This window comes from Minwuia sp. IMCC3009 (genome assembly GCF_029909415.1).
GTDB lineage: Bacteria > Pseudomonadota > Alphaproteobacteria > Minwuiales > Minwuiaceae > Minwuia.
Map to the genome: position 1 here is coordinate 915,380 of NZ_CP123781.1, position 12,875 is coordinate 928,254.

Annotated in this window: 10 protein-coding genes and 1 riboswitch; of the genes, 5 read left to right on the top strand and 5 right to left on the bottom strand. The window is 67.0% G+C overall.

The features are described 5' to 3' along the window. Positions 1–2: 2 nt before the first annotated feature. Complete coding sequence (gene cobT, locus QGV55_RS04270; RefSeq protein ID WP_281018091.1) at positions 3–1,028, bottom strand: nicotinate-nucleotide--dimethylbenzimidazole phosphoribosyltransferase; 1,026 nt, start codon at positions 1,026–1,028, stop codon at positions 3–5. Positions 1,029–1,149: 121 nt separating this feature from the next. Then, positions 1,150–1,370: riboswitch (cobalamin riboswitch) on the top strand. Positions 1,371–1,409: 39 nt separating this feature from the next. Between cobT and QGV55_RS04275 the strand changes: the two genes are divergently transcribed. The 5 genes from QGV55_RS04275 to cobO are packed head-to-tail and all read left to right on the top strand — an operon-like array spanning position 1,410 to position 7,892. Beyond that, positions 1,410–1,607, top strand: a complete 198-nt coding sequence (locus QGV55_RS04275) for a CbtB domain-containing protein (RefSeq protein WP_281018090.1) — start codon at positions 1,410–1,412, stop codon at positions 1,605–1,607. 20 nt (positions 1,608–1,627) lie between these two features. After that, positions 1,628–2,425, top strand: a complete 798-nt coding sequence (locus QGV55_RS04280) for a CbtA family protein (protein WP_281018089.1) — start codon at positions 1,628–1,630, stop codon at positions 2,423–2,425. After that, on the top strand, positions 2,425–3,492 hold the full coding sequence (cobW, locus tag QGV55_RS04285) for a cobalamin biosynthesis protein CobW (RefSeq protein ID WP_281018088.1): 1,068 nt from the start codon (positions 2,425–2,427) through the stop codon (positions 3,490–3,492). The genes QGV55_RS04280 and cobW overlap by 1 nt, the downstream gene beginning before the upstream one ends. 3 nt (positions 3,493–3,495) lie before the next feature. Continuing rightward, positions 3,496–7,278, top strand: coding sequence for a cobaltochelatase subunit CobN (gene cobN, locus QGV55_RS04290; RefSeq protein ID WP_281018087.1), 3,783 nt, complete (start codon positions 3,496–3,498; stop codon positions 7,276–7,278). After that, the gene (cobO, locus tag QGV55_RS04295) at positions 7,275–7,892 is read left to right on the top strand and encodes a cob(I)yrinic acid a,c-diamide adenosyltransferase (protein ID WP_281018086.1); all 618 of its coding nucleotides are present in this window, start codon (positions 7,275–7,277) and stop codon (positions 7,890–7,892) included. Before cobN ends, cobO begins: the two co-directional genes overlap by 4 nt. A 16-nt stretch (positions 7,893–7,908) precedes the next feature. Here the strand turns inward: cobO and QGV55_RS04300 are convergent, their stop codons facing one another. The 4 genes from QGV55_RS04300 to QGV55_RS04315 form a co-directional block, all read right to left on the bottom strand. Beyond that, the gene (locus tag QGV55_RS04300; RefSeq protein WP_281018085.1) at positions 7,909–8,322 is read right to left on the bottom strand and encodes a DUF2000 domain-containing protein; all 414 of its coding nucleotides are present in this window, start codon (positions 8,320–8,322) and stop codon (positions 7,909–7,911) included. A gap of 13 nt (positions 8,323–8,335) precedes the next feature. Continuing rightward, entirely contained in the window at positions 8,336–10,654 is a 2,319-nt protein-coding gene (locus QGV55_RS04305; protein ID WP_281018084.1) for a xanthine dehydrogenase family protein molybdopterin-binding subunit, read from the bottom strand. Between the two features lie 15 nt (positions 10,655–10,669). After that, positions 10,670–11,452, bottom strand: coding sequence for a short-chain dehydrogenase/reductase (locus QGV55_RS04310; RefSeq protein ID WP_281018083.1), 783 nt, complete (start codon positions 11,450–11,452; stop codon positions 10,670–10,672). 78 nt (positions 11,453–11,530) lie between these two features. Next, positions 11,531–12,745 carry a threonine synthase gene (locus tag QGV55_RS04315; RefSeq protein ID WP_281018082.1) on the bottom strand — a complete coding sequence of 405 codons (1,215 nt, stop codon included), beginning with the start codon at positions 12,743–12,745 and terminating at the stop codon, positions 11,531–11,533. Between the last annotated feature and the right edge of the window lie 130 nt (positions 12,746–12,875).

Consider the following 12,875-nt stretch of genomic DNA (forward strand, 5'->3'; position numbering starts at 1 on the left):
CATCAGGTATCCTGCTTGCTGCCGGCCACGGCGGCCTCGGCAAAGGTGGCCATGCCATTGTGGCAGGCAAGTGCCGCGCGGACGAGCCCGAGCGCCGTCGCCGCGCCGGATCCTTCACCCAGCCGCATGCCCAGCGCGAGCAGGGGGTCCAGGCCCAGCCTTGCCAGCAGCCGCTGATGACCCGGTTCGCCCGACTGGTGGGCCGCCAGCGTATGGGCCAGCCCGTCCGCGCCTGCGATACGGTGCAGCGGGGCAACGGCGGAGGTGACGATGAAGCCGTCCAGCAGGACCGGTATCCGGTGCCGCCGCGCCGCCAGACAGGCACCGAAGATCGCCGCCAGCTCCCGCCCGCCGACATGGGACAGCGCCAGCAGGGGATCGTCCAGGTCAGCCCCATGGATGGCCCGGGCGCGCGCGATCACGTCGGCCTTGCGCGCGATGCCCGCATCGTCGACGCCGGTACCGGGTCCGACCCAGTCTCGTGCCTCCCCACCGAACAGGGCCAGCGCGACGGCGGCGGCAGCGGTCGTGTTGCCGATACCCATCTCGCCGAAGACCAGCAGATCCTCCGTCCCGCGCACCGCGTCCATGCCCATGGCGACCGCTGCCAGGAAGGCGCTCTCATCCATCGCGGGCTGCGTGGTGAAGTCGGCTGTCGGTGTCGCGATGCCGCAATCCACCACTGAGAGTTCCGCCCCGAAAGCCTGGGTCAACTGGCAGATCGCTGCGAATCCCGCGCCGAACCCGGCCAGCATCTGGGCATTCACCTCGTCGGGGAACGCGGACACACCATGCTTCGTCATGCCATGGCTGCCGGCAAAGATGATGGTGCGGGCGCGGTCCATGGCGGGGCGCGCCGTCCCCTGCCAGCGGGCCATGTGGACCGCGATTTCCTCCAGCCGGCCGAGTGATCCCGCGGGTTTCACCAGATTGTCCTGTCGTGCGGCGGCGTCCCGCGCTGACGCGTCATCTGACGGTGGCAGGTCGGCGATCAGCCCGCGCAGGTGGTCGAGGGTATCGGGTTTCATCAATGCCGCTCCGGATCATCATTCGGGGCGCATCTTGACCATGGCCACCGGGGAGTCGCAATACGGCGTGTGCCCGGTGAAACCCTGATCGCATTGTTGCGCCTGCAAGGGGGCAACTGTAAGGTCGATCCTGCGTGACGGTTCCGTCTGACCTACAAGGGAAGGGCGGATGAGAAAAGGGAACACGGTTCGGCGTACCCATCAGGGACCAAGTCCGTGGCTGCCCCCGCAACTGTATGCGTCGAGGATGTTCGAACATGCCACTGGCCCCGATTGGCCGGGAAGGCCGGACAGCCGCCCAAGACGTGAGCCAGGAAACCTGCCGCCCGCAAGTTTGAAACCCGCTATGGTCGCCGGCGGGGCGACAGGGAGAACAAGACGATGAACGAATTCAACCAGACGATGGATCATTCCGCAGAAGCTGGCTCGACCGGTGTGCGCATGGCTGCGCTGCCTGCCGTGGTGACGGCGCTGCTGCTCGGCACGTTCCTGGTGTTCGCGGCGGGCATGGCCCAGTCGGACACCCTGCACAATGCGGCGCATGATGGCCGCCACAGCTTCGCGATGCCGTGTCACTGACCGATCATCGCTGATACGGAATGTTCAAGCGCATATTCGCGTGCGCCCTGATTGCAGGGGTGCTCGCCGGACTTGTCGCCGCTGTGCTGCAGCAGGCGGTCACAGTCCCTTTGGTGGTCGCCGCCGAGGCCTTTGAGGGCGGCGGCGCGCCTGCAGCACATGGTGACGGGCACGATCACGGCAGCCACGACCATGGATCCCATGACCACGGAACCGATGGCCACGGAGCTAATGGCCATGGTGCCGCCGCGCCTGCGGAGGGCGGCCATGGCGGACATGACCATGGTGACGGCTGGATGCCAGAGGACAGCATTGAACGCATCTTCTATACCTCCCTGATGACCGTCCTGATCGGCCTGGGCTATGCCTTCGTGCTGGTCGCGCTGATCGCTTTCAGCGGGCGGCGCATGACGGCGCGCCGGGGGGTGCTCTGGGGCGCGGCAGGCTTTGTCACCACCGCGCTGGCTCCGGGCCTCGGTCTGCCGCCGGAACTGCCGGGCATGCTGGCGGCGGAGGTGCAGGCCCGTCAGATCTGGTGGTTGCTGACGGTCGTGCTGACCGGACTGGGACTCTGGCTCATCTTCCTGTCGGACCGGCAGGTGCTGATGGGCGTCGGCATCATCGCCCTGATCATTCCGCACGCGATCGGCGCGCCGCATCCGCATCATGGCGGCGGCAGTGGCGTGCCGCCGGAACTGGCGGCGCAGTTCGCCACCGCCTCACTGGCCATGGCCGCGGCCTTCTGGTGTGTACTGGGCGCGATTGCGGGCAACATCTGGCAACGCATGGATCATGCGGCACAAGGGGAAGGCAACTGATGACACAGACGGTAAACAAGCTGGGGACATCCCGGATTCCCGCGACCGTGGTGACGGGCTTCCTCGGCGCGGGCAAGACCACGCTGATCCGGCACCTGCTGCAGAACGCCGGGGGGCGGCGCATCGCCCTGATCATCAACGAGTTCGGTGATCTTGGCGTCGATGGCGAAGTGCTGAAGGGCTGCGGGGAGGAAACCTGCTCGGAGGATGATGTGGTGGAACTGGCCAATGGCTGTATCTGCTGCACCGTCGCCGACGACTTCGTGCCGACCATGACGGCCCTGCTGGACCGGGACAATCCGCCCGACCATATCGTCATCGAGACGTCTGGCCTCGCCCTGCCGCAGCCGCTGGTGAAAGCCTTCAACTGGCCCGACATCCGTACCCGCGTGACGGTGGACGGGGTGGTGACCGTGGTTGACGGTGCCGCCGTCGCCGCCGGACGGTTCGCCCACGATGAGGCGGCGCTGGACGCCCAGCGCCAGGCCGACGAGAACCTGGATCACGAGACCCCCATGTCGGAACTGTTCGAGGATCAGCTTGGCTGTGCCGACCTGATCATCGTCAACAAGACCGATCTGCTGGGCGATGGCGGGCTGGACATCGTGCGCGAATTCATTCGTCCCGACGTCCGCGCCGGTGTGCCTGTGGTCTCGGCGATACAGGGGGCGCTGCCTGCCTCGGCCCTCATCGGTCTCGGGATCGGGGCGGAGGATGACATCGCCAACCGCCCGACGCATCACGAGCGTGCGGGCGAGATTGATCATGACCACGATGATTTCGACAGCTTCCATGTGGACCTGCCGCAGATCACCGACCCGGCGGCCTTCTCCGCCAGCGTCTCGGCCATGCTGGCGGCAGAGAACGTGCTGCGCCTGAAGGGCTTCGTTGCCGTTTCGGGCAAGCCGATGCGCATGGTGATCCAGGCCGTGGGGCCGCGCATCGATCATTATTTCGACCGCCCGTGGCGCGCCGATGAAACACGTTGCACCCGTCTGGTCGTGATCGGCGAGAAGGGTCTGGATCAGGCGCGGATCACCGGGGCACTGCAGCAGTCGGCCATCTGAGCCATGCATCTGCTTCAGGCCCAGCCGGGAGCGATCGAGGACGGCGAGGAAGCCGTCGATCTGGCGCAGGAACCGGCGGACGTGCTGGTTCTCACTGCGGCGGACACCGAGATCGCGGCGCTGGCCACGGCACGTGCCGAACTGGGCGATGAAGCGCCCGGACTGCGGCTGGCGGCGCTGGGATTCCTGAAACATCCCATGTCGGTCGATCTCTATGCGGAGAAGACCGTCGCGGGGGCGAGGCTGGTCGTGGGCCGGTTCCTCGGCGGCGTCGGCTACTGGTCCTACGCCATCGAGGAAATCGCCCGCACCTGTCGCCGGAACGGCATCCCCCTCGTGGCGCTTCCGGGGGACGAGAAGCCGGACGCCGATCTGGCCGCAGTCTCCACGATCGAGCCGGAGGTGCGCGACGCCCTCTGGGGCTGGCTGGCAGAGGGCGGGCCGGGCAACAGCCGCAATTTCCTGCGCGCCTGCCGCGCGATCCTCGATGGCGGCGAACTGCCGGAACCGGCGCGGCCCCTGCTGCGCGCCGGACTCTACTGGCCGGGCCGGGATGCGCCGTCGCTGTCGGACATCGCCCCGGCGGAGGATGCACGCCCCCGCGCGCTGATCACCTTCTACCGCGCCAATGTGCAGGGCGGTGCCATGGCACCGGTCGATGCGCTGATTGCGGCACTGGATGCGGAGGGCGTGGCCGCCGTTCCGGTCTTCGTTTCAAGCCTGAAGGACGCAGGCTCCAACGCCATCCTGAGCGCGGTCATGGCGGAGGCAGTGCCGGATGTGGTGCTGAACCTGACGGCCTTCGCGGTCGGCAAGCCGGGGGAGGCTGACGGCTCCGCTGCCATGCCCGGCACGGTACTGGATCAGGCGGACTGCCCGGTGCTCCAACTTGTTTCAGGGGCCAGCACGGCAGCGGTCTGGCAGGAGTCCATGCAGGGACTGGGTGCCCGCGATGTGGCGATGCATGTGGCCCTGCCGGAGGTGGATGGCCGTATCCTGACCCGCGCCATCGCCTTCAAGGCGGAGGCGTCGTTCGATCCGGCGGTGCAGTGCGCCATCGTGCGTCCCGAACCGGTGCCGGACCGGGTTGCCTTCGTCGCCCGGCTCGCCGCGAACTGGATCAGGTTGCGCCGCACCTCCGCGCCCGAGCGCAAGCTGGCGCTGGTGCTGGCGAACTATCCCAACCGGGACGGGCGACTGGCCAATGGCGTCGGTCTTGACACCCCGGCCAGCGCGATCAGTGTGCTGCGGGCGCTGGAAGAAGAGGGCTATTCGGTCGAAGGCGCACCCGGCGACGGTGCCGCGCTGATGGAACGGATTCTGGCCGGACCCACCAACTGGCTGACCGACCGGGCCAGCCGGAGCGGCGGTGTCGTGCTGCCGACAGAAGCCTATGCGACCTGGTTCGCGGCCCTGCCGGATGCGGTCCGGACGACCGTGACCGAACGCTGGGGCACGCCGGAAAGCGATCCGTTTCATGATCCGGCGCGGGGCGGCTTCGTGCTGTCTGTCCTGAGCTTCGGCCAGGTGGTTGTCGGTATCCAGCCCGCCCGTGGCTACCAGATCGACCCCAAGGAGACCTATCACAGCCCTGACCTGCCGCCGCCGCACGGCTATCTGGCGTTCTATCTCTGGCTGCGTGAAACATTCGGCGCACAGGCCGTCGTCCATCTGGGCAAGCACGGCAATCTGGAGTGGCTGCCGGGCAAGGCGCTGGCCCTGTCCGATGCCTGCTTCCCGGAGGTGGCGCTGGGGCCACTGCCGCATCTCTACCCCTTCATCGTCAATGATCCGGGGGAGGGGACGCAGGCCAAGCGCCGGGCGCAGGCCGTCATCATCGACCATCTGACACCGCCGATGACCCGGGCTGAAACCTATGGCGCGCTGCGGGACCTGGAGGCACTGGTCGATGAGTACTACGACGCTGCCGGGCTGGACCGGCGGCGGCTGGACCTGCTGCGGCGGGAGATCCTGTCGCTGGTGGCGGCGGAGAATCTGGGCGCGGATGCGTCGATCACCGACGATGATGACGAGGACGCGGCCTTCGCCAAGCTGGACAACTATCTCTGCGAGCTGAAGGAAGCGCAGATCCGCGACGGTCTGCACATCTTCGGGGTCTCCCCCGTGGCGCGGCAGCGGCGGGATCTGCTGCTGGCGCTGGCACGGGTGCCAAGGGGCGGCAGCGGGTCCGGCAACGGGTCGCTGTTGCGGGCGATGGCAGATGACCTCGGGCTGGGCTTCGACCCGCTGGACTGCACCATGGGCGAGGTGTGGGACGGCGCGCGGCCTGCGGTGCTTGCGGCGGTGGATGAACAGAACTGGCGCACGGTCGGCGACACGCTTGAGCGTCTGGAACTGCTGGCCATCAACCTGCTTGAACAGCCGGAAGCCACTTCCCCGCCGGGTCCGGCAAGCGCGGAAGTCCTGGCGGCGATCCATGAACGCCTGGCACCGGATCTCGACCATTGTGGCCCGGCGGAGCTCTCCGGCCTGCTGACCGGGCTGTCGGGGCGTTTCGTTCCGCCCGGACCTTCCGGCGCGCCCACACGGGGGCGGCCGGACACGCTGCCCACCGGGCGCAATTTCTTCTCCATCGACAGCCGCGCCATGCCGACACAGACCGCCTGGACGCTGGGCTGGAAGTCGGCCAACCGGCTGATCGAGCGACACCTGCAGGACAATGGCGACTGGCCGCGCGTCATGGCGCTGACCGCTTGGGGCACCTCCAACATGCGGACGGGCGGTGACGACATCGCGCAGGCGCTGGCGCTGCTGGGGTGCCGCCCGACGTGGGAGCCGGCCTCGCGGCGGGTCACGGGGTTCGAGATCCTGCCGCTCACGGTGCTCGACCGGCCAAGGGTGGATGTGACGCTGCGTATCTCCGGCTTCTTCCGGGACGCCTTTCCGACCCAGATCGAGCTGTTTGATTCAGCGGTGCGGGCGGTGATGCGGGAGCAGGAACCGGAGGACATGAACCCGCTCGCCTCCGCCTTTGGGCGCGACCGGGATGCCCTGCTGGCTGACGGAATCGATACGGTGGAGGCGGAACGCCGCGCCGGGTTCCGGATATTCGGCGCGCGGCCCGGCGCCTATGGTGCGGGCCTTCAGGCCATGATCGACGAACGGCTCTGGGAAGGGCGCGGTGATCTGGCCGACGCCTTCATTGCCTGGGGCAGCCATGCCTATGGTGCCGGTATCGCCGGGCAGGGCGCGGCGGACCAGATGCGCACGCGCCTGTCGCAGGTGGAGGCGGTGGTGCAGAACCAGGACAACCGCGAACACGACCTGCTGGACTCGGACGACTATTACCAGTTCGAGGGCGGTCTGAGCGCGACGGTCGAGCATCTGAGGGGGGCCGCGCCGACGGTCTATCACAACGACCACTCCCGCCCCGAACGCCCGGTGATCCGCACGCTGGAGGAGGAGATCGGACGCGTCGTCCGCTCCCGCGCCGTCAATCCGAAGTGGCTCGAAGGGGTCATGCGCCATGGCTACAAGGGCGCTTTCGAGATCGCTGCGACGGTGGACTATCTGTTCGCCTTCGCCGCCACGACCAATGCCGTGCGCGATCACCACTTCGACCTGCTCTGGCGCGCCTATCTGGCGGATGACGAGGTCAGGACGTTCCTGGAGGACAACAACCGTCCGGCGCTGCGGGAGATCGCCGACCGGATGCAGGAGGCCGTGGACCGGGGCATGTGGCACCCGCGCGCCAACGATGTACGCTCACGACTGGATGCCATTCGCGGGAATGGCGGGGCCGAGGCAGAGGAGACGACAGCATGACCGAGGAACAGGAAGTCAACGCACGCCACAGCGAGAAGATGGCGCGCAAGAAGGCCGCGCGCGACAAGATCATGGCGGCCAAGACGGGGGAGAAGGGGCTGATTGTCGTCCATACCGGCAAGGGCAAGGGCAAGTCCACGGCGGCCTTCGGCATGATCTTCCGCTGCATCGCGCATGGCATGCGCTGCGCTGTGGTGCAGTTCATCAAGGGCGGCATGGAAACCGGTGAACGCCGCCTGATCGAGGAACGGTTCGGCGACATCTGCACCTTCGACACCATGGGCGAAGGTTTCACCTGGGAGACCCAGGACCGGGAGCGCGACATCGCCAACGCCCGCAGGGCCTGGGAGCGGGCCAAGGAACTGATCCGCGATCCTGAGGTGCACATGGTGCTGCTGGACGAACTGAACATCGCCCTGCGTTACGACTACATTCCCGTGGCGGAGATCGTGGAGTTCCTGACCACCGAGAAGCCGGAGATGACCCATGTGGTCATCACGGGCCGCAACGCGAAGGAGGAACTGCTGGCGATCGCGGATCTGGCCACCGAGATGACCCTGCTGAAACATCCGTTCCGCGACGGGGTGAAGGCACAGATCGGGGTGGAGTTCTGAGTCGTCGCGACTGGCCTCAGGGGTGAAACTTCAGTCCCTTCAGCGTCTTGTCGACTTCCTTGGCGCCGCCGTGGACGGCGATGCCGACCAGATCCAGGTCCCCGGTCGGCCTGGCTGAGACGACAGCGCGATTGTCGGTGTCATTGCCGGTGGCGAACATGCCCCGGTCATAGACACCGACTGTCAGGCCCCGCTCATTGGCGCGATTGAGCGCGCGCCCCAGCTTCTCGCCCGCCGCTCCGTAGATCAGCACCGGCAGACCGAAGATCGCGGTATAGGCACGTCCGTCGGCATCGGCATAGGGCTGACCGATGGTCTCCGGATGCGCCGCGGCGATGCCGGAGGCGAGGAAGGCCACCACATTCAGCTTCTGCCATACCTCCAGATCATCGCGGACAACGACCGCGATCTTGGCCCGTTCCTCGGTCATCGCCTGGCTGTCGTCAGTCGTTCAGGGCGTGCCAGACGCGCAGCGGGGTCAGCGGCATGTCCAGATGTTCCACCTCCGGCCGGGCCGACCGCACGGCGTTCAGCACGGCATTGACGAAGGCGGGCGGGGCACCGATGGCTCCGGCCTCACCTGCACCCTTCACGCCCAGCGGGTTGGTCGTGCAGCGCACATTGCGGGTGATGAAGTTGACATTCGGCATCTCCGCCGCGCGGGGCATCTGATAGTCCATCAGGCTGCCCGACAGAAGCTGGCCGGAGTCCGGATCGAACACGGTATGCTCCGTCCAGGCCTGACCCAGTCCCTGCACGATACCGCCATGCACCTGGCCCTCCAGCAGCATCGGGTTCAGCGTCACGCCGAAGTCGTCCACCACCGTGTAGTTCTGGATCTCCACGGTCCCGGTTGCCGCATCGACCTCCAGCTCGCAGATATGGCAGCCGTTGGGGAAGGTCGGGGCCGTGTTGGTGTGATCATGCTCGCTGTCGATGCCCGGCTCCTCGCCTTCCGGCAGGTTGGCGGGGTCCTGTGCCTGCTTCGCCAGCTCGAACAGGTCGATGCCACGGTCGGTGCCGGCCACGGTGAAGCGGCCATTGGCATACTCGATGTCCACCTCAGCCGTTTCCAGGATCTGTGCCGCGATCTTGCGGCCCTTTTCCAGCGTCTTGTCGGCGGCACCCAGGATGGATGCGCCACCCACGGGGATCGACTTGGAGCCACCGGTGAAGCCCGGCGGGGTCAGGTCGGTATCGCCCTGCACCACCAGGATGTCGTCGGCATCGATGCCGAACTTCTCCGACAGGATCTGCTTGTAGGAAACGGTGTGGCCCTGGCCGCTGTCCATGGCGCCGGACAGGATACGCACCTTGCCTGCGTCGGCGTCGAAGGCCAGCTTCGCCGGGATGCCATTGCCGCCGCCGCAGCGTTCGACATAGGTGGCGAGGCCGATGCCCCGCAGCTTGCCCGCGGCCTCCGACTGCTTGCGCCTTGCGTCGAAGCCGTCCCAGTCGGCGGCCTTCATGGCGTCTTCCATGCAGGCCGTGAACTCGCCCGAGTCGATGACGTCGCCCAGCCCCATCGTGTGCGGCATCTCCTCCGGGGTGGGGAAGTTGCGGCGGCGGATCTCGTCAGGGGTCAGCCCCATCTCCGTCGCCACCCGGTCCACCAGCCGCTCGATCATGTAGGCCGCTTCCGGTCGCCCCGCACCGCGATAGGCGTCCGTCGGCACCGTGTTGGTCATGACGCCGAGCACCGTCAGCCGGCAGAGCGGGATCTTGTAGAGGCCGGTGTACATGCCCGCACAGGCATCGGTCGGGATGAAGGGGCCGAAGTTCGCCAGATAGGCGCCCATGGCGGCATAGGTCGTGGCCCGGATCGCCTGGAAATGGCCGTCCTCGTCCATGGCCAGTTCCGCGATGGTGACATTGTCACGGCCATGGCTGTCGGACAGGAAGATCTCGGAGCGCTCGCCGGTCCAGCGCACAGGACGCTTCAGCCGCTTCGCCGCCCAGAGCGTCAAGCAGGATTCCGGATAGAGGAACGCCCGCGTGCCGAAGCCGCCGCCGACATTGCCGGTCAGCATCCGCAGCTTCTCCATCGGGATCGACAGCATGCCCGACAGCATCTGCAAGTGCATCGCCGGACCCTGGCTGGGGATGAAGACCGTGAAACGCTCCGTCGCCTCGTCATAGGACACGGCGGCCGCGCGGGGCTCCATGGGATTGGAGACGAGGCGGTTGTTGATCAGCCGGATCTGCGTCACCCGGTCCGCCTTTTCGAAGGCGGCATCGACGGCGTCCTTGTCGCCCTTGCCATAACGGAACACGACATTGTCGGGAATGTCGTCCCAGACCGGATTCGCGCCGGGCTGCGCCGCCTCGTAGGTGTCGGTTGCCACCGGCAGGTCATCGATATCCAGCTCGATCAGGTCGGCGGCATCCCGCGCCTGAGCCAGTGTCTCGGCGACGATGAAGGCGACCGGCTCGCCCACATGGCGGACCTTGTCGGTGGCCAGAATCGTGCGCGGCGGGCGCGGATGATCGGACCCGTCCTCGTTCTTGATGCCGGTGAGGCAGAGCAGGTTGCCGACCTTGTCGGCCGCCAGCTCGTCGCGGGTCAGGATCTCGACCACGCCGGGGGCCTGGCGCGCGGCGGAGACATCCAGTTTGGTGATGATGCCGTGGGCCACGGTGGAGCGGAAGACGAAGCCGCGCAGGGCGCCCTCCACCTGTGCATCATCGGTGTACTTGCCCAGGCCCCGCAGCAGGTCCTGGTCTTCGGTTCTGAGGGCACGTGCGCCAACGCCAAACTTCATGTCAGGGTCTCCGGCTCAAAAAAGGGTGTTTCGGTTTGCGTGACCGCAGTCGACGGTCACGATGGTGCCGCTGATGTAGCTCGCGCGGTCGGATGCCAGGAAGGCCACCGTATCGGCGACTTCCCGTGGCGTGCCCGCGCGGCCCAGCGGCAGGTTCTTCATCAGTTCTTCCCAGCGTTCCGGGTCGCCCAGCTTCGCCTCCGCCGTGTCGCGGAAGCGGGCGATGATGCGGTCGGTCAGGATGGCACCGGGATTGACGCCAACGACGCGGATATTGTCCGCCGAGCTGGCCCCGCCCATGGCCTTCGTGAAGGCCATCAGGGAGGCATTGCCGGTCGACCCGGCGATATAGACCGCGTCCATCTTCTCCCCCGCCATGCCGATGACGTTGACGATCGTGCCAAAGCCGCGGGCCTTGAAGCGGGCGTAGTAGTCGCGGGTCATGTTGATGAAGCCGAAGACCTTCAGGTCCCAGGCCTCGCGCCAGCGGTCTTCGGTCACCGCCTGCAGGTCACCGCCGGGAATGGCCCCGGCATTGTTGATCAGGATGTCGGGTTCCGGGCAATCCGCCGCGACCTTGGCCACGGAGGCAGGGTCCGACAGGTCCACGGCTGTCGTGTCAACCTTGCAGTGATAGGTCTGGGTGAGGATGTCGGCGGCATGTTTCAGGCGGCCCGGATCGACAGATACCAGGTGCACATGCGCGCCCTCCTGCGCGAATACTTCCGCACAGGCAAAGCCTATCCCCCGCGAACCGCCCGTTATCAGAACGGTCTTCCCCTTCAGCGCCAGATCCATGAAACAGCTTCTCCCCGTGTGTTCCCCATCAGCAGAACATGTTAGCCCGCCGCCATGCAATCTCATATGGGGTATGTTTCAGGCGCTGGCTATAGCGTCCCAGTCGATGGCATCCAGGTTCAGGGAACGGCTGACGGGTGGCATGGGGTATTTCAGCGGTGTGCCGCAGTTGAACAGCACCGTGTGGGCCTTCGGATCCAGCTGCCCGTTCCCGACCGCCGCCCGCCAAGCGGCCAGCGTGGCCGCCCCTTCCGGCCCCAGCAGGACACCGTCATCGCGCGCGGCATCCGCCTGCGCCGCCATGATCGCATCGTCGTCCACGGCGATGGCGAAGCCGCCGCTGTCGCGGACCGCGCGCAGGATCAGGAAATCGCCCACCGCCTGCGGTACGCGAATGCCGCTGGCCACTGTCGCCGCGTTCTCCCAGCGGGTCGCGTGCTCCGTTCCCTCCTGCCAGGCGCGCACGATGGGCGCGCAGCCGGTGGCCTGCACGGCGATCATCTTCGGGCGTTTCGGGCCGATCCAGCCCAGCGCCTCCAATTCATCGAAGGCTTTCCACATGCCGATCAGGCCCGTGCCACCCCCCGTCGGGTAGAGGATGGCGTCCGGCACGTTCCAGCCGAGCTGTTCCGCCAGTTCCAGTCCCATCGTCTTCTTGCCTTCGATCCGGTAGGGCTCCTTCAGGGTCGAGACATCGAACCAGCCCATCCGCTCCTTGCCGTCACGGACAATCGCGCCGCACTGGTCGATCTGGCCGTTCACCCGCCAGACCTTTGCCCCCTGCAGTGCGATTTCCCGCACGTTCACGTCCGGGGTTTCCTCCGGGCAGAAGACGAAGACTTCCATCCCCGCCGCCCGGCCATAGGCAGCCATGGCCGCACCGGCGTTGCCATTGGTCGGGATCGCCAGCCTGGTCAGGCCGAAGCGCTTCGCCATGGAGACGGCCAGCGCCATGCCGCGTGCCTTGAACGATCCGGTGGGCAGCCGCCCCTCGTCCTTGGTCCAGAGCCGCGCGGCATTGAGACGGGCGCCGGTACGTGGCAGGGGCAGCAGCGGGGTCGCGATCTCGCCCAGGCTGACCCGATGGGCCGGGTCATCGACCGGCAGCAGCGCGGCGTAGCTCCACAGCCCGTCCGGCCCGAGCGTCTGGGCGTCACGGTCCAGCTCCGCCCGCATGCGCTCCAGGTCATAGCGGACCAGCAATGGCTTGCCCGCGGGGGACAGGTTGTGAACCGTGTTGGGGTCGAATTTCTCCCCGGTCGCGCTGCATTCCAGATGCGTGACATAGCCCATGGTGATCCCCATCCCTCCGACCTTGCTGACAGGCGGTTTCTTCGCGCCGCTTGCCGCATTCGTGCACTGGTGCGTCCTGCGGTCAAGCGAGCGGGGTTTCAGCCATTGTCATCGACAAATGTTCCTTTTA